Source organism: Thalassotalea coralli, from assembly GCF_055786205.1.
Genome location: NZ_JBVVBK010000001.1, coordinates 889,538 through 907,685 on the forward strand (window position 1 = coordinate 889,538; position 18,148 = coordinate 907,685).

Below are 18,148 nucleotides of genomic sequence, written 5' to 3' on the forward strand. Positions count from 1 at the left end.
TGAAGAAAATAGTGGATTGAATTAGCCGCACATTATAACGAAAGTTACTAGATTAGGCAGCAATTAACGAAGGAATTTCAAAGGGAGATTAAGCGTTTGTACGTTTTGTCGTCAATAATCCTAGTGTTTGCATCAAGCCTCGACGTACAAGGGAGTTAATTTGTTTGTATTAATGAAACTAATTATTAATGGAACATCGCAGCAATAAAACGAGATTCTTGGTCATCAAGTATCGGCTGTTGTGCGGTTTCTTGTTTAAATTGACGTAACAAAATAGTATGGCATTCATTTGCTGATAATCGTGTTAATTCCATCATTTCTGTTATCATTTTGTTAGCTAGTTTAGCCGCTAATTGTTTTTCAGTTGAAACGCGCATAAATGTATATCCCAAGTTATCCTTTCAATGTTCACAAGAATAGATAATTAAGGAAATTGTAACTAGGCGATTGGCGTAATGGTTTGTTTAAAAGTGTAACCCAAGGTTGGCGTAATAGTTATGAAAGTTGCTTATGCATGACGATAGCATCTTCGTAGCCCGTTTTTGCAGGGTAATATCCTGTTCTTCTGGCAATCTCTTCATAGCCATCATTAATATACATTAAATAAGCAGACAAATTACTAGCTCTTACTTCAAGTAAAAGACGAGTAGCACCTAGAGATTTAGCTTCTTCTGTAAAGCGGTTCAGCAGTTGCTTACCAAACCCTTGCCCTTGGCTATTTGGGGCAACACATATATCCATAAGCGTTGCTTCACCTGCGATATATTCTCCGATATAAAACCCTTTGATAATTTCTTTTTCGTGTAAACAGGCGCCAAAATAACGACCACCAATACAACTGGCAAATGTAGTCTCACTCCATGGATGAGAGTGGCAGTTATTTTCGATTTCCATCAATTGGTCGAGTTTATTTTTGTCGACAGAAGAAAAGGTTATTGCCAAGAGAATAGCCCTTGCATTAGTTTTCGTTTTAAGTTCGGCGAAGCTGTTAATTCCTGAACCGGCGGCGTGACAACGGTATTGTTAACAAACAAGCATTCACTTTCGTGATGAAATTTCCATATAAATGATCCACAATCGAGAGTGTCTGAAGAAACTTGATGAATGCCTTCTAAGTCGAGGTTTAAAGCGATGAGAATGTCCTTGAATATCATCTGATTTACGAGGTTAGCAAGCTCAATTTCTACCTTAGGAGTGTCATGCTGAACTTGGCTATTATCAGGTTCATTTTGAACCGTATCGTTATTGGCAAGTTCTGTTCGCTGATATAGATTAATCGACATTTCTTGCAAATAGCCAAATTTTCTTGCGGATAAAGTCAAAGCAAGGCTCCTAAGTTAAACGACGGTCAGTATAATATTCACCAAGTGACTTGTTAAGGGGTATTAGTCGAAACTGCGGTTATTGATTCGTTTTCTGTATCGTTAATGTGTGATTTTACTAATAGTTCAAATTCACTTACGGCAAGGGGCTTACTATAGTAATAGCCTTGGTAATGATGACAATCCATCGAGCTAAGTATATTTACATGCTCTTTCAGCTCAACACCTTCTGCAATAACTTTTAAGTCAAGGGAGTGGGCCATATTGATAATGGCACGCACTATATTTTGGTCAATGTCATTCGTGTGTAGTTCTGAAATAAAGCTTCGATCTATTTTGAGAAAATCGATGGGAAATTGCTTCAAGTAGTTCAACGAAGAAAAGCCAGTGCCAAAGTCGTCTAGCGATAATTGAAAGCCCAAGGACTTAATTTCATTCATGGTATAAATCGCTTGTTGAATATCATGCAATAGCATGCCTTCGGTTATCTCAAGCTTTATATACTTAGGCGATACTTTATATTGACTTAGTTTTGCTTGTAACAGAGTGATCAGTTCGTCACGGGCTAAGAACATTTTTCCAGACAAATTAATCGATACTGTGCCAAATTCAAAGTTTTGTTTTTGCCAAATAGCGACTTGTTGAAATACTTTATTAACAACAATACGATCAATTTGTTCAATAAATCCAGCTTGTTCTGCAATAGGAATAAATTCTGCTGGGCTATAGACTTCGCCATTTGGTTCAATCCATCTGATCAGAGCTTCTGCACCTGCAATTGAAGACGTGGCGGTATCAACGATTGGCTGATAATGAAAATCAAAATATTCGTTATTGATAGCATTCAATACTTTTTGTTCTTTGTCCAATTGCTCGGTAACACGAGAGTTCATATTGGGCTCGAAAAAACGATACTGCTGACTTTCAGAGTTTTTCACGTCTAACATGGCTACCGCTGCTTTTCGCAATAAATCTTGTGCATTGTCACCATCTTCAGGGTAAAGAGTAATCCCCATGCATGCGCTCACGTTAATAGGGGTATTATTCAACTCAAATGGTGCGTCAAAAGCAGAAAGTATTTTTTGTGCTATTCTAACTGCACTTTGTTGCGGGTCATTAAGTTCTGCTAAAACACAAAACTCAGCGTGACCAATTTTTGCAATAACGTCTTTGTTGAACAACTTGGATTTAAGTCGAGTCGTTACTTCTCCAATTAATTTATCGCCTTCTTTATGACCTAGTGAGTCGTTTATCTTTTTGAAGTTATTAATCTCAAATAATAAAAGTGCTGGAAGTTTATTATTATGCTTGGAGTTTAGACAAGATTGATGAATCAATTGTTCTAATAAAGCCCTATTTGGAAGACCCGTTAAGTCATCGTGGGTTGCCAATCTGGAAAGTTGTTCTTCTGCTTTTTTCCTATCAGTAATATCGCGAAAAAAGCCTAAATAATGTGTTAGCTCACCAAAGCGATTTTTAACCGTTTCAATTTCTAACTCAATAGGAAATATTTCCTGGTTTGATCTTTGTTCAAACAGTTCGCCTTGCCAAGTGTCTGCCAACTTTGCTTGTAATAAGATACGATCCACCAGCTGTGCGTCCTGACTCTTTACTCGTGCAAAACGAATCTTTTGCCCGAGCACTTGATTTCTGGTTCTATGGGTATGCTTTACATAGGCGTTATTTACCGCAACAATGTTTTGGTTTTCATCGGCAATCCACACAGCATCAGAGGTATTTTTGAAGGCTTCAGAAAGCAACATTAATTGTTTTTCATTGGCCTCAATTTCAGCATTGTGTTCCTGTAATTTTTTTGATTCTTTTCGGCTGTAATGTCGACTAAAAACTAGGAACAGAATCACGACGATGCCTAAACTTGCGGCAATGGTAAATTGTTGTTGGTTTTCCGTACGCTGAATTTTTTCTTGATCGAGCAACTTCTCTTGTCGAAGCAGTTTAATTTGCTTCTCCCTGCTTTGGGCTTGATATTGCTCACTTAAGCTGAGTAGGGATGCACTTTGAGCGCGTTTTAACATATCGATATTGAGCTTAGAGTAGCGCTGATAAAACTGCAGTGCTTGTTCAGAGTTTCCTTGTGCTCGGTATACATCGCTTATTGCTTTTAATGCCGTAGATTCCTGCTTTACTAGGCGGCTTCTTCGGAAGTAAGTTTCTGCAGCGTAAAACAGTGATAAAGCTTGTTCATACTGCTGCTGTTGCATCAACAGCTCACCCAACGAGATATTTGCAATATGAAAATTAACTAAGTTCTCGGCCTCTTTACTTAGTGCTATCGCTTGCAAAACTAAAGACTGGCTCGACGCATACTCGCCGATTTGTTTTAAGGTGTCAGCTTTTGCGAGTAACAATCGGCTATAAAGGTCTTGGTGCTGTGTTATTAAGCTATAGTTTAGCGCCTTATTGAATGAGGCTAGGGCATTATCAAACTGTCTTAGGTGTTTGTAATACGTGCCTTGATTAAGCAAGTTATTTAAGTAATTCGTTTGATCATTGACTAATTGAGAAAGTTCTATCGCTTTTTCAGTGAAGTCTAGTGCACCTTCAAAGTTTTGTTGTGCCCAGTTAATCAAAGATAAGTTGGCGTAAATGCTAGCTCTACCTTTAAGGTTGTTGGCCTGTTCGTATTCACCCATAGCGATGAGCAAGTTTTTGTGAGCGGATGCATAATTCGCGGTCATATAATAACTTCGGCCTAACAAATAGTGTAGGTCAGCAATGTCGTTATGACTTACTCTAATTTGTCCCTCTTCCAAGTTGCTTATTCTAGGGTTTAATAATGCTGACAATTGTCCTTGCAAAGATTTTGCTAAATTGATGGCTAGAACAAACATTTGTTGGCGTTTACGTAATTTAAGTTCTGCAATGTCGCTGAGGAAATTTAATGTGCGGTCTTCGTCTGGGGAAAAAGACAATTTACTGACTTTTTTCTTTAGTTCTTCAAATGCTTGAATGTCTTGTTCATGTGCCGCTAGATGCATCAGCTTAATTAAACTCAACGCGTATATTCTGGGATATTTTTGTTCGTCTAATTCGAATAGAAAAGCTTGGCCTAACCGGCGCTGTTGTTGCGGTGTAAAAGAGTCGTCTAAAAATATTTGTTGGAAGCGTAGATCTGGCTGGCTATTTTCATCAGGCATAGCGAGCGTTTGCGCATCAAGACTTGGTAAATAAGCCACTGAGGAGATAATGAAGAAAAAAATAAATGTTTTTATAGATAGTGCTTTTTGCATACCACCTTACCTGACTGTCTACATCACAGAAGGAATATCATTATTTCCTTATTTACAAAGGCTTCTAGGGAAGCTGTTTACCATTGATGTTAACGCTACAAGCCATGTATTTAATACAAAGCGGCCTTCAATGTAAACATGAAAACAAAGTAAGTGCAATGAGTATATACAATATAAAGTGTGATCTGGATTAAATTGAATTTAAAAAGATAAGGGAAGAAGAGAAAATGGCAGGGGTAGAGAGATTCGAACTCCCAACCGTCGGTTTTGGAGACCGCTGTTCTACCAATTGGAACTATACCCCTGCAACGGAGACGAATTATACATATGCTTTATTAAAGGTAAAGCATAATTTTAACAACTTTGTTTGTTCGATTAAAATATGTGCATTTGGCTATTTTTCTCATCAGTTGTTGCTGGCTAATTGCACAGATTGAAGTTTATAGGTATCTGGGTATGGAAATACATCTGGAAATAGTCCCTTTTTAATGTTGGTTTGTTGCTCTTGCCAGTATGCGGCAGATAACAAGTTTTCGTGATGCAGGATAAAAGCTTGTCGATAAACAGGGTTAGCGAGAGCAAAGGTGGCAAGCTCTTCGGGGAAAACATCTCCTGGCTCGATACTGTACCACGGCTCACTGGCGTAAATTTGGTCTTCGGTTTCAGGTTGAGGTTTATCTCGAAATTGTACCTGGTTCATATAACTAATCTCATCATAGTCATAAAATATAACCCTACCATGTCGGGTAACGCCAAAATTTTTCAATAGCATATCGCCAGGAAAAATATTGGCGGCTATCAATTGTTTAATGGCTTCACCATAACCATACATGGCTTGTTCTATTTCTTCTTTATTCGCTGAAGCTAAGTAGAGGTTTAAAGGCGTCATTCGTCTTTCTATATATAAATGACGAATTACAATAAGCTCATCCTCTATAACAATGTTACTACCTGCCACTTGCTGAAGTTCTGTTAATAGCTCAATTGAAAATCGATTCTTTGGAAAAGCAACATGTGAATACTCCATGGTATCAGCCATCCTACCGACTCGATCATGGAGCTTAACTAAACGGTATTTGTCTTTGACGTCTTGTTTGGTCACTTGTTTGCTTGGCGAGAACTCATCTTTAATAATTTTAAACACATAAGGATAAGAGGGGAGGGTAAATACCGACATCACCATTCCTTTTATCCCATCAGCCAAAACAAACTGATCGTCTGAATTTTCTAAGTGTTCAAGAAAATCGCGATAAAATTGCGTTTTTCCTTGCTTATGAAAGCCAATGGATGAATAAAGATCTGCCCGAGATTTATGTGGGATAAGTGCTTTTAAAAAGTTCACCAAGGCTGTCGGGTAAGGACAATTAACAAAAAAGTAAGCGCGGGCAAAACCAAAGATAACGGCCATTTGCTCAGTATCGGTAACCAAGGCGTCGATATGAAGTGCGTGAGGTTGTCGATGAACAATTGAGATAATAAATGGGGTAGAGTGTTCATCAGAAGATATTTTACCGATTAAATAAGCCCCCTTATTGCGATAAAAAACAAAGTTAAGTAACTGTAACTGCAGGTTGCGCCAACGTATTGGTGATTCAGTTTTGAGCGCTATAAATTTTTGTACTAGTAAATCTATCTCTTGGTCTAAGTTTGGAAATGGACTGTCGAAGCTAAAGCTTTCTAACGCACTGATTATCGTTTGTTTTACTGTTTGTGGTTGAATTGTATAGCAGGTATAAATTTCTTCGCTGGCGCTTTCTATTGCTAAACGAGATTCGACAAAAATAAAACTGTTGTGAAAGTACCTTCTTTCAAACAAGTGACAAAAAACAGAATTGTAAAAACTCTCGGCTAACTCTGCTTGTGGGTGAGATTGCAATAGCTGAATATAAAATGCTTTAACATCTTGCCATAGTTTTTCGTTTAACGAGGAAATAGCAAAGTCGTTTTTCAAGCTGGACAAGGTTTCTTCAACTCGCAGATCAAAGTAATCGGTTCTAGCTTTTGCCGCACATTGAACGCCCTGCCAGTCAGCTTTTTCGAATCGTTCTTTAGCAGAGTGAGTTATTTGTAAAAACAGATGAATGTGTCGTTCAAAACCGTTCAAAATGGTTCTGGCGATGGCTTGAGTTAAGGGACTTGTCATAGGCTTCCTATAATCCAGAGGTTCTTCATTATGTTAGAACATTGGCAGAGCTAACGAGATTAATTTTTGTTAATAATGGTTATCACGTGTATGAATAATAAGCTTGGTTATTCTTTGATGATTACTTGCCAAAATGGCTGCTTACCCTTAGAATTACGCGGTTTTTTTCTTAGTAATACTCTAACTTTATGAAGCGCGTTTCTGACTATTCTTTTAATCTTCCTGAAGAGTTGATTGCACGATACCCTAAAGCTGAGCGATCAGCGAGTCGGTTAATGGTAGTAAATGGTGATACAGGTGATTATCAAGATCAACATTTTACCGATATTTTGGCGCAAATTAATGCCGGAGATCTATTGGTCTTTAATAACACGCGTGTGATCCCCGCTCGTATGTTTGGCCAAAAAGAAACGGGTGGTAAAGTTGAAGTATTAGTAGAGAGAATTCTCGATGACGAGCGTTTCTTAGCTCACGTTAAGGTAAGCAAGACTCTCAAACCTGGAACTATTGTTCGTTTGGAAGATCAAGTCGATGCTGAAATGATCACACGTCACGACGCGCTATTTGAACTTAAAATACACAGTGATAAATCGGTATTGCAGGTGCTTGAAAGTATCGGGCATATGCCGTTACCACCTTATATTGACCGTCCTGATGAAGATAGTGACAAAGAAAGGTATCAAACTGTTTATGGTAAGGTACCTGGCGCTGTAGCTGCGCCAACGGCTGGATTGCATTTTGACGATTCTCTTTTAGAGGCTATTAAGGCAAAGGGCGCAGAATTAGCGTTTGTTACCTTGCATGTCGGTGCTGGTACTTTTCAACCCGTACGCGTTGAAAATATAAATGACCATATTATGCATGCTGAATATGTCGAAGTGCCGGAAGACGTTGTGTTGCAAATTGAGCGTACAAAGGCCAATGGTGGAAAAGTGATTGCCGTAGGCACAACAAGTGTTCGCTCTTTAGAAAGTGCCGCCAAAATATCTCTGGAAGAGCATGGTAAGTTACAGGCATTTTATGGCGATACTGATATCTTTATTACACCAGGATTTGAGTTTCAGGTCGTCGACGCACTGATAACTAATTTTCATTTGTCAGAATCGACATTGTTAATGTTAGTGAGTGCGTTTTCAGGTTACGAACATATCATGGCTGCTTATCAGCATGCGATAGAAGAGCAATACCGCTTTTTTAGTTATGGTGATGCCATGTTTTTAACGAAAAAGCTTGCTTAAAGAGCTTTTCGACTTTTAGCCGCTGGCCTGTTTAGCTGGTAGGCGAGGACAATTTAATGACAACAACTTCAGAAAAAGCCATGCAATATGAGCTTATTGTAAAAGATGGCAAAGCAAGGCGCGGCAGGTTAACTTTTGCTCGCGGCACAGTAGAAACTCCAGCTTTTATGCCTGTTGGTACTTACGGTACGGTTAAGGGCATGAAAAGTGAGGAAATTGAAGAGATTGGTGCTGAGATTATTTTAGGCAACACTTTTCATTTAATGCTCCGTCCAGGCACTGACATCATTGAACAGCATGGTGACTTACACGACTTCATCAATTGGGATAAGCCAATTTTAACGGATTCAGGTGGCTTCCAAGTATTCAGCTTGGGGGCGATGCGAAAAATCACTGAAGAAGGCGTGAAATTTAGCTCGCCGGTTAATGGTGAAAAAATCATGCTAACACCTGAAAAGTCGATGGAAGTTCAAGCGAAGCTTGGTTCAGATATTGTGATGATATTTGATGAGTGTACGCCGTACCCAGCGACTCACCAAGAAGCAAAAGACTCGATGGAGTTATCACTTCGTTGGGCACAGCGAAGCAAAGATGCCCATCAAGGTAATCCAAATGCATTGTTTGGCATTGTCCAAGGTGGCATGTATGAAGACTTACGTGAAGTCTCTGTAGAAGGGCTAAAAGCAATTGATTTTGACGGTTATGCCATTGGTGGCTTATCGGTCGGCGAGCCTAAAGAAGATATGGTTCGAATTCTTGATCATACTGCGCCTTTAATTCCAGAAGACAAGCCTAGATACTTAATGGGCGTTGGCAAGCCTGAAGACCTAGTAGAGGGTGTTCGCCGTGGTATTGATATGTTTGATTGTGTGATGCCAACGAGAAATGCACGAAATGGTCATTTGTTTGTAAACACTGGTGTGGTAAAAATTCGCAATGCGAAAAATAAAACAGACACGGGCCCATTAGATGAAACGTGTGATTGTTACACTTGTAAGAATTACTCCAAAGCCTATTTACATCATTTAGATAAGTGTAATGAAATACTAGGTGCTCAATTAAACACCATTCATAACTTACGTTTTTATCAACGCGTGATGAAAGGATTGCGAGATGCCATCGAGCAAGGTAAGTTAGACGCTTACGTAGAAGAATTTTATGCGCTACGCGGTTTACCTGTGCCTCCATTGGCTCCGGGTAGCGAACAAGTTTAATTTTTGATAACAACTAGAAAACTGAGGAAACTATGAGTTTATTAATTGGAACTGCACATGCAGCACAAGCACCAGCACAAGGTGGTGGTATGGAAATGATTATCATGCTTCTTGTGTTTGGTTTCGTATTCTATTTTATGATTTACCGTCCACAAGCAAAGCGTGTAAAAGAGCATAAAAGTTTAATGTCTGCACTGTCTAAAGGCGATGAAGTGCTAACTCAAGGTGGTCTTGTTGGTAAGATTACTAAAGTGTCTGATGAAAAAGATTTCATCGTTATTAGCATTAATGAAGGCACTGAAGTAACAGTTCAAAAAGCAGCAGTTTCTGCTGTGTTGCCAAAAGGCACTATGAAAAACCTTTAATTAGGCTGAATATTATAGGCAGGTCTTGGACCTGTCTTTTTATATGCGATAGGAAGAAATTGTGTTAAATCAATCACCCTTGTGGAAAAAGCTACTGGTGGTTTTCATTTTATCTGTAGGCATTTTATATGCATTGCCTAACATTTATGGTGAAGACCCAGCGGTACAAATATCGGGATTACGTGGTGCAGAAACAACGCAACAAACGTTGGATTCAGCGCAGAAAAAATTAGATGAAGCTGGCATTAGCTACAGTCAAATTGCTCTGGAAAATGGTCAAATTCTGATTCGTTTTAACGATACAGAAAATCAACTAAAAGCAAGAGATACGCTAGATGGGCATTTAGGCGAACAATACTCTGTTGCATTGAACTTAACGCCTGCGACACCTGATTGGCTAGCGAGCCTTGGCGGTGTGCCAATGAAGCTTGGTTTAGACTTAAGTGGTGGCGTAAGCTTCACCATGGAAGTTGACATGAACGAAGCGGTTAAAAAAGCCCAAGACGGTATGGTTGGCGACTTTCGTTCTGATTTACGCGGTGAAAAAATTCGCTACCGCAGCGTGAAAAAAGCTGGCGAAGCTATTGAAGTTAAGTTCCGTAATGCAGAAGATTTGGAAGCTGGTGAATCTTTCCTTTCTAAGCGCTACCGTGATTTCTTATTCACTGAAAATGATGAAACACTGACTCTGTCTATTATGATGACAGAACAAAAGCTGAAAGAAATTCGTGAATATGCGCTTCAGCAGAATATTACTATTATTCGAAACCGTGTTAACGAAATAGGTGTCGCGGAGCCTTTAGTTCAGCGCCAAGGTCAGAAGAACATCATCATCGAACTTCCAGGTATTCAAGATACTGCTAAAGCGAAAGAAATCTTAAACGCGACAGCAACGATTGAATTTAGAATGCTAGATGAAGAAGGTGACTTAGCAAGCGCGTTAGATGGACGTGTACCAGCTAGTTCACAATTGCTTTATGACCGCACTGGTCGTCCGTCTCTAGTGAAAAAACGCATCATGCTAACAGGTGATCACATTGTTGATGCTGGCTCTAGTTTTGATGAATATTCTCGCCCTCAAGTAAATATTACTCTTGATTCACCAGGTGGCAGCAAAATGTCCAATGCGACGAAAAACAGCATTGGTAAGCCGATGGTTACCGTATTTATCGAGTACAAGCCGACAGATCGTAAAGACTCTAAAGGTAACACTATTTTCGAAAAGAAAATGGAAATTATCCAAGTAGCTACCATTCAAGCTCGATTAGGTAAGAGCTTCCGTATTACAGGAATCGACTCTCAACCTGAAGCGCATAACTTAGCGTTGCTACTACGAGCTGGTGCTTTAATTGCACCAATTCAAATTGTAGAAGAGCGTACGGTTGGTCCAACATTAGGTGCAGAAAACGTTGCATTAGGTATTCAGGCAATCGTTATTGGTTTCGCCTTAGTATGTGTCTTTATGGTGATCTACTATCGTGCATTCGGTATCATTGCTGATTTTGCTCTTGCAGCTAACTTAGTACTTATCATAGGTATTATGTCGTTAATTCCTGGCGCTACATTAACGCTTCCGGGAATGGCAGGTATCGTATTAACCGTAGGTATGGCGGTAGATGCCAACGTGCTCATATTCGAGCGTATTCGAGAAGAGCTACGTAATGGCAAAACTGTTCAGCAAGCGATTCATCAGGGTTATGATGCGGCTTTCTCTACCATTTTAGATGCCAACATTACTACCTTAATTGCTGCAGTTATTTTGTATGCCGTAGGTACAGGGCCGATTAAAGGATTCGCGATTACGCTATCTATCGGTATTATCACGTCAATGTTTACCGCGATTGTGTTAACTCGTGTGCTTGTAAATGGCGCATGGGGCGGAAAACGCATTGAAAAACTTCCAATATAAGTGAGTAACACCATGCAGTTTTTTCTAATTAAAAACACCGTAGAGTTTATGCGGTTACGAAAACCAGCCATGATACTTAGCTTATTGGTTATTATGGCGTGTTTTGTTTCTTTCTTTACCAATAAAATAAACTTTGGTTTAGATTTTACTGGCGGTACCTTGATTGAGGTTGGTTTTGAACAACCTGCTGAGTTAAGTCAGATCCGTCAATTAATGGATAGCAATGGCTTTGAAGATGCAGTCGTACAACTTTACGGTAGCTCTCGTGATGTTGTTATTCGCTTAGCACAACGCGATGACATCAAAGCGGAAATGCTAGGTAACCAAATATTAGATATATTAGTTCAAGGTACTGGCCAAAAAGTGGATATGCGACGCATTGAGTTCGTTGGTGCGAGTGTTGGTGACGAATTAAAAGAGCAGGGCGGCTTAGCAATGCTGACTGCGCTTATTTGTATCTTAATCTATGTTGCCTTTCGCTTTGAATGGCGTTTCGCGTTAGGCGCGGTATTTGCACTATTTCACGATGTAATCTTAACGCTAGGCTTGTTTTCTGTTTTAGGCCTAGAGTTTGATTTAACCGTATTAGCAGCAATTTTAGCCGTTATTGGTTATTCCCTTAACGATACGATTGTTGTTTCTGACCGTATCCGTGAAAACTTCAGAAAGATCCGTGAAGGTGGACCTGAGGAAGTGATTAATATCTCATTAACTCAAACGCTAAGCCGAACCTTTATCACATCATTGACGACAATCTTGGTATTGTTGGCCTTGTTCTTTAAAGGCGGTGCATTAATTCATGGTTTTGCAACAGCGTTATTATTTGGTGTATTCATCGGTACGTACTCGTCTATCTATATTGCCAGCTCTTTAGCTTTACTATTAGGTATTTCAAAAGAAGATTTGATTCCTGAAGTAGTAGAAAAAGAAGGCGCTGATCAAGACGTTATGATGCCTTAGTCATTTTAAGAGTGATGTAAAAAAGCCATGCTTTGCATGGCTTTTTTGTTTTAATTTTTGGCAACAAGTTCATATTTAAAGGTCTTTTGAAGCGTTCCATCGATGAATACTTCCATTAGATATTCACCTGGTATGTCGTTTGATTGAGTGCGGAGAAATATCGCCGCTTGTGTTTTTACATTGATGGTTTTGCCGATCAACTTAGTCGTTTGTGTTGTTAGGGTTGGCAAAGTATGTACAGAGTCTAAAGAAAATACGCGATCAGAAGAGCTCTTAACGATTAATCCATACATGACATTTTGACCCTGCTTAGTGATAGGAATCGATAAGGTCTTTTCAAAACCTACTGGTTCTGCGTTTTCATCAACAGTCACTTGTCCAAATTCAAAGGTAATTTCTCCAGCGTGTAGTTGGCATGTAAAAGCAAATAATGCGATTGCAACGATTTGATTAAAATATCTCATGATTCATCCCCTAAATTACTTCACAAATTTTCTACGAAACATTACTAATATTGACAGTGCTAATACAGTGACGTGAGCTGGCTCAGAAATAGGTACTGCATTCGGTGGTGTCGTTCCCGCTATTTCCGCTGCGATTTTGTTTTCTATCGCCAATTGGAAGTCAGGAAAGGTCGCTGGCGCTAAAAGAAATGGTGTATCTCCGCCAACAACAGTATCAGCATACTGATCGACTACGTTAGAATCTTGAGTAATGACGATACCGTTAATGGTATCTACGCCAGCTGCAAGAGCTGCGTCGCGAGCAACATCGTTAGCTAAACCTGAGTTTCTGGTACCGTCGCCCGAAATGTCGATAACCTGCGTTGTACCTTGATAATCGTTGGTATCAAATTGCGGGTAAGAGTAGGCGATTGCGCTACCAATAGCTGTCATTCCTGCAAATGGACGTGCCAGAGTAGCGATTGTTGCGGCGAAGTTGTTTGACGCTTCAACGCTGTCTATTAATGTCCAATCAATCATGACTTGCTGCTGGTTTCTACCTGACCACATAATCATTTGTACCGCTATTTTTCCAAGGTGGCCATTGATGATAGCGTTACTGACCGTATCGCTCTCAAATGCCGCTTGATAGCCCTGCATTTGTAGATCATATTCTTGGCTGTCGACGCTGCCCGAAATATCGATAAGTAATTGCAGTTCTACGTCAACAACTTCTATTGCAGTACTGTAATTGCTTATCGTCAGGCATAGCACAGCGATTAATAGTTTTTTAATCATCTTCGCCTCCTATTAGCTCGGTATGAACTTTTACGCTAAACACCTTGCAACCAGCATTCCAAAAATAAGGTTTTGAAAAATAAGGCTTTTATTTGTTCTTGTCATTTGATTTTTGCAAAAACGCAAATCGTGTATTTATTTTGCATTGCAAATTGCAAAAATGATGAAAAGGAATTTTGTAACTATATGAAAATTAACATGATTTAATTTGGTGTTTTCTTTGCAACGGTACAGAGGCCAAGAGTTATCGGCAGGCAAGATAGGCCAAGAATAATCGGCCCAGAAGAAATCAGGAGAAGAACGATGAGCAGTTTATCTAGTAGTTATCGCAAAGACAGATATATTACCAATACAGCAACGCGTAAAGGAAAGTGGTACTTATACATAACACTTGCTGCCTTGTTAATGTGTCTAATTGGTTGTGGCTTTTATATTGTTGCCCAGAAAGCTAAGCTTGAGAAAACCATCGCTTCGAAAGATCAAACATTGGTTGAGTTCCAAGAAGAGCTTTCGTGGTTAAGAACAATAAATCCATATAAGGGCGATTATCGCCAGTTGGAACAAAAGGCATTGCAGAACAACAACTTGTTTCCTGGTTGGATTACCCGCGTATATCCGGCGCCAGACTCAATTGAGTCAGCCAGCACCTTAAATGATGTAGGTACTTTTGTTCTTAATGAAACGCGTTTTTCGTTAACCAGCCATCATAGATATGGAATTGCCGAGCCTAGAAAAAGCATGTATTTGCTAAGTGGGCTTCTACCAAATAAAGTGAAAGGGCGTCATCAAGTAGGTATTAAAATTAATATCGCTAAAAATTCAGCGCAACGCAATGAAAAAGGAATGAGTAAAATTGGCTCATGTTATTCAAGATTTTTTATCAACAAAAAACGAGTTATTGATACGCGCATTAGTTTCTTGGGCAATTCAGCATCTAACGGTATTCATACTGGCGAAGTAACACTTGATAAAGGTATTTACCCTGTTAGTGCAATGATATTTTGTGACCAAGATTCTGATTTTAATGATGATGAAATTGAGATTTCTATCCTGTTTAGAAACCCGACACAGAACGCGTTGACAGAAAACCGCCATCGTATATTTCACATATATCAACCGGCGCCTAAGCTAACATCATTATAAATAGCCAGCTCATTCGCCTTTCTCTAATCCGTTGGGAACCTCAAAGTAAATGAGGTTCCCACTCCTTCTTTAGACTCTACATCTATGTAGGCTCTGTGGTTAGAAATAATTGCATAGCTAACAGAAAGCCCTAACCCTGTGCCTTGATTTTCTGACTTGGTGGTGTAAAAAGGTTCAAAGATGTGCTTTTGAGTTTCATTGGACATGCCTATCCCAGTGTCTGATACGGTAATGACTATTTGATCTTCATTACTACTACTGGTTACTCTTAAGGTGCCCCCATCAGGCATCGCATGGCTAGCATTGACAAATAAATTAACAAATACTTGCTGTAGTTGACCAAAATTCCCGACACAAAATAGCGCCTCTTGATGATATTTCTCTTCTACAATATGGTTGTATTTTAACGAGTTGCTAACGATCTCTAGGGCAGCATGAATAACTTTTATTAAATTGACATCAGTGACACTGTCATCTTCTTTTCTTGAAAAGGTTCGTAGGCTGCTTACAATTTCAGAAATACGGGTCGTTGCATCACTACAGGCGGTGATAAGTTTAGGTAAGTCATCTTGTATGTACACTATGTTGGAAGAAAGCTCTCGTTGGCTTGATTGGCTCACTTCAGATAACTCGTTATTTATGACGCTTAAATATTCTTGTAAGGTTTCTAAATTACTCGCTAAGTAACTTAACGGGTTGTTAATTTCATGCGCAACACCTGCTGCTAGAGTGCCTAAAGACGCCATTTTTTCAGAGTGAAGAAGTTGCCGCTGAGTTTTCTTCAGTGTTTTTACCGTTGACTTTAGCTTGTGATAATTAAAGTTTAATTCAGCATCGGTAATTTGCTTTTCTAACATGCTAGCAAATTGCGAAGCGGCGATTTGTAGAGTGTCTTTAAAGTCGTCGCTATAGCAGTAATGCTCTAAAATTAGCACGATATAAACTTTTTGGCGTTGTTTAACATCAAACTCTACCGATAGCACTACTTGATTCGGGTAATGCTCATTCAGATAAGAAAATTGGTTAGACCTAAATCTTAACCACTGGTTGGGCTTACTCGATTGATTGAGTTGAGCGATGAAGCTTTCGGGAAGTTTCGCTAGTTGCCAGTCTTGGTTAGGTTTCTTGATTTGCCATTGTATTTTGCCATTGATAACTTGGTTGCCCAATAAACAATGAACACCATTAAATAGCTGGTGGATATTATCAGCGAAGTACACAGTAATCTCGTTTAACGATTTATCGCTGATATTTGCCTTTGATAAAAAGGCAAGAAATTGTAATTGAACTTCTCTAATTCTCGCACTCTCGTACGAACTTAGCAGTTCCTTATTAATATCGAACTGGGACTGTTCAAAGTTTGCTATTTTATTCTCTAATAATTCTCTGGCTTTGTGCTCTCTGTTTAGCGCCTTTTTTAATAAAGCTATTTCTTGTTGGTATTGTTCTATTTTTTCACTATTTTGATGAGACATTCTTCGTCACCTTGGTGGGTGCATTGCGGCTGATTAATGGATATCTGGGTATCGTAGTGCTTTGCTGCCCCTAAAATTAATCCTTCTGCGAAATGACATAATTGCCTTTTTGATAAGTATCGCAGTAGTAGGGTATTTTCATCTGGTTGGTCATGAAACATGGTTGGTGTATATGCTTGCGGATCTGATTTTTTAACTTGTACATGAATGACGCTGTCGACAGATAACAAAAAATCAAACAAGTTATCTTGTTCAGGCAAGCTGTTTGCGATACTGCCATAAAGGGTTGGGAACACAAAAGTACCAAATTGTCGTAAGATTTCTGCAGGAGTTACTGAAACTAGGCCAGATAACGCCGTAATCAAAGCGAGCAGCTCTTCGTCAGGATAAAAATCGCTAGCCAGATAGATACCTTGGCTCTCTGGGTTTACTTCGTCTATCACTGTTTGCCAACTTGATAGCTGATATTTATCTATAACAAATTGCTCGAAACCTAAAAAAACCATGCCTTTCATATTGACATCCATAATTTGCACTATACTTTTGTTAAGTATAGACAGAGCTAAGTCACTTATTCAAAAGTAAAAAAGGATTGTATGCGTCCAAGTATTATCATTGTAGACGATGAACCTCAAGTTATTGAGTCGCTTAAAAGGGTATTAGCGTTAGATTTTGAGGTTTTTGGCTTTACAGACCCATTTCGAGCCCTAAAATTTTTTGAACTTCATCCAACACATATTGTGATGTCGGATATGAAAATGCCACAAATATCAGGTGAAGACTTTCTTTTAAAAATTAGAAATGAAAATAAAGCGACACGTTGCTGCGTAATTACTGGTTATGCTGATGTAGAAGCTGCCCAAAAAGTGATAAATAAGGTTAATGTTTCAGCTTATTTTAACAAGCCTTGGTCTAATAAAGATGTAAAAGATAAATTGTTGGCCCTTGCAAGTGAAATCAAAACTGAGCAGTTACGTTCGGAGAAAATTAAGTCTCTGCAAAAGGCAAAAGAAAACCTTCGCTTAGAGCAAAAAACCGTGTTGTCGGTGATTGACAAAATGTTAGACGAGCAGGTGGCTGCTCAGGAACAACTTCAAAAAAATCATGAAGCGATTAAGCAATGTATCGGTCTTTTACCTTTAGTGACGGCTCACCATTTACAAGATGTTTCGGGACATGAGTTTCGCATTGCGCACCAAGCAAAGTTAATTGCAGAAGAATCGGGCTTATTGTCTGCAGAGCATAACAACTTATTTTTAGCTTGTTTGACTTATCGTTTGGCCATGAAAAATAACCTTTCATTGTTAGAAGAAAACGCAAATACGGACAAATTGCCTGAGCAATATTTTGCGTATCAAAAACAAGCGGTTGAATCTTCCTTACTACTTCGCAGTGTCTTAATGTTTACTGAAGCCGCAGATATTATTTTATGTTATGCCAATAGTGATTTTAGTACAGAGTCTGATTGTGACGAATATCAAAGTGCAACGTTAAAACACGCGAGTAAAATTCTTCGCCTAGTTGTTCTGTTTGATGATCTTATTCTTGGTCGCTTTAATGGTACCGCAATGTCGGCAGAACGCGCTTTTTCATGGTTAGCAACTGAGGGCAAAGAGCTGGTTGACAGTCAATTACTTCATCATTTTAGAGATATTTATGAGCAACAAGCTCAGTTTCAGCTAGAAAGAGCGAAAACATGCTCGCAGCTTAATGTTGGCGATATATTAGCGCGCGACTTGTTTAAGGCGAATGGTCATAAGCTGTTATCGCAAGGCACTGAAATATCTTCTTCTATCGCAGAGAAGTTGAATGTAGTCCAAGATAACGTAGAAGACATGCTAATCATGTTTGTCACATCTGAACTCAAACCACAAGGAGTGGTATAAG

16 protein-coding genes and 1 tRNA gene are annotated in these 18,148 nt (G+C 39.1%); 7 read left to right on the top strand and 10 right to left on the bottom strand.

From position 1 onward, the window contains the following. Positions 1-185: 185 nt before the first annotated feature. The 6 genes from ACOB80_RS03980 to aceK form a co-directional block, all read right to left on the bottom strand. Positions 186-377, bottom strand: coding sequence for a hypothetical protein (locus ACOB80_RS03980; RefSeq protein WP_473164509.1), 192 nt, complete (start codon positions 375-377; stop codon positions 186-188). A 118-nt stretch (positions 378-495) separates the two neighbouring features. Further along, positions 496-942 carry a ribosomal protein S18-alanine N-acetyltransferase gene (rimI, locus tag ACOB80_RS03985; protein ID WP_473164510.1) on the bottom strand — a complete coding sequence of 149 codons (447 nt, stop codon included), beginning with the start codon at positions 940-942 and terminating at the stop codon, positions 496-498. Further along, entirely contained in the window at positions 933-1,322 is a 390-nt protein-coding gene (locus tag ACOB80_RS03990) for a hypothetical protein (protein WP_473164511.1), read from the bottom strand. The genes rimI and ACOB80_RS03990 overlap by 10 nt, the downstream gene beginning before the upstream one ends. 53 nt (positions 1,323-1,375) lie before the next feature. Next, a complete protein-coding gene (locus ACOB80_RS03995) occupies positions 1,376-4,573 on the bottom strand; it encodes an EAL domain-containing protein (protein WP_473164512.1) in 3,198 nt (1,065 codons plus the stop codon). A gap of 228 nt (positions 4,574-4,801) precedes the next feature. Continuing rightward, a tRNA-Trp gene (locus ACOB80_RS04000) sits at positions 4,802-4,878 on the bottom strand. A gap of 101 nt (positions 4,879-4,979) precedes the next feature. Then, positions 4,980-6,716: a bifunctional isocitrate dehydrogenase kinase/phosphatase gene (aceK, locus tag ACOB80_RS04005; protein ID WP_473164513.1), complete on the bottom strand. Its 1,737-nt coding sequence runs from the start codon at positions 6,714-6,716 to the stop codon at positions 4,980-4,982. A gap of 188 nt (positions 6,717-6,904) precedes the next feature. On the opposite strand from aceK, the gene queA reads away from it, so the two are divergent. The 5 genes from queA (at position 6,905) to secF (ending at position 12,402) form a co-directional block, all read left to right on the top strand. After that, complete coding sequence (queA, locus tag ACOB80_RS04010) at positions 6,905-7,954, top strand: tRNA preQ1(34) S-adenosylmethionine ribosyltransferase-isomerase QueA (RefSeq protein WP_473164514.1); 1,050 nt, start codon at positions 6,905-6,907, stop codon at positions 7,952-7,954. 80 nt (positions 7,955-8,034) lie between these two features. Continuing rightward, a complete protein-coding gene (gene tgt, locus ACOB80_RS04015; protein WP_473164787.1) occupies positions 8,035-9,168 on the top strand; it encodes a tRNA guanosine(34) transglycosylase Tgt in 1,134 nt (377 codons plus the stop codon). A 32-nt stretch (positions 9,169-9,200) separates the two neighbouring features. Then, positions 9,201-9,533 (top strand): preprotein translocase subunit YajC, encoded by a 333-nt coding sequence (gene yajC, locus ACOB80_RS04020; RefSeq protein WP_473164515.1) that lies wholly within the window; start codon positions 9,201-9,203, stop codon positions 9,531-9,533. Positions 9,534-9,594: 61 nt separating this feature from the next. Continuing rightward, entirely contained in the window at positions 9,595-11,442 is a 1,848-nt protein-coding gene (gene secD / locus ACOB80_RS04025) for a protein translocase subunit SecD (protein WP_473164516.1), read from the top strand. 12 nt (positions 11,443-11,454) lie between these two features. Further along, on the top strand, positions 11,455-12,402 hold the full coding sequence (gene secF / locus ACOB80_RS04030; RefSeq protein WP_473164517.1) for a protein translocase subunit SecF: 948 nt from the start codon (positions 11,455-11,457) through the stop codon (positions 12,400-12,402). 50 nt (positions 12,403-12,452) lie between these two features. Here secF and ACOB80_RS04035 read toward each other — a convergent pair whose 3' ends face one another. Together ACOB80_RS04035 and ACOB80_RS04040 are read right to left on the bottom strand one after the other, a co-directional pair. Further along, the gene (locus ACOB80_RS04035; RefSeq protein WP_473164518.1) at positions 12,453-12,866 is read right to left on the bottom strand and encodes a hypothetical protein; all 414 of its coding nucleotides are present in this window, start codon (positions 12,864-12,866) and stop codon (positions 12,453-12,455) included. 15 nt (positions 12,867-12,881) lie between these two features. Then, positions 12,882-13,643, bottom strand: coding sequence for a DUF1194 domain-containing protein (locus tag ACOB80_RS04040; RefSeq protein ID WP_473164519.1), 762 nt, complete (start codon positions 13,641-13,643; stop codon positions 12,882-12,884). 303 nt (positions 13,644-13,946) lie between these two features. Here ACOB80_RS04040 and ACOB80_RS04045 point away from each other — a divergent pair, with 303 nt between their 5' ends. Further along, complete coding sequence (locus tag ACOB80_RS04045; protein ID WP_473164520.1) at positions 13,947-14,786, top strand: hypothetical protein; 840 nt, start codon at positions 13,947-13,949, stop codon at positions 14,784-14,786. A gap of 23 nt (positions 14,787-14,809) precedes the next feature. Here the strand turns inward: ACOB80_RS04045 and ACOB80_RS04050 are convergent, their stop codons facing one another. Together ACOB80_RS04050 and ACOB80_RS04055 are read right to left on the bottom strand one after the other, a co-directional pair. Next, positions 14,810-16,261 carry a sensor histidine kinase gene (locus ACOB80_RS04050; RefSeq protein ID WP_473164521.1) on the bottom strand — a complete coding sequence of 484 codons (1,452 nt, stop codon included), beginning with the start codon at positions 16,259-16,261 and terminating at the stop codon, positions 14,810-14,812. Next, positions 16,234-16,776 (bottom strand): heme NO-binding domain-containing protein, encoded by a 543-nt coding sequence (locus tag ACOB80_RS04055; RefSeq protein ID WP_473164522.1) that lies wholly within the window; start codon positions 16,774-16,776, stop codon positions 16,234-16,236. The genes ACOB80_RS04050 and ACOB80_RS04055 overlap by 28 nt, the downstream gene beginning before the upstream one ends. Positions 16,777-16,857: 81 nt before the next feature. Between ACOB80_RS04055 and ACOB80_RS04060 the strand changes: the two genes are divergently transcribed. After that, the gene (locus ACOB80_RS04060) at positions 16,858-18,147 is read left to right on the top strand and encodes a response regulator (RefSeq protein WP_473164523.1); all 1,290 of its coding nucleotides are present in this window, start codon (positions 16,858-16,860) and stop codon (positions 18,145-18,147) included. Position 18,148 lies beyond the last annotated feature (1 nt).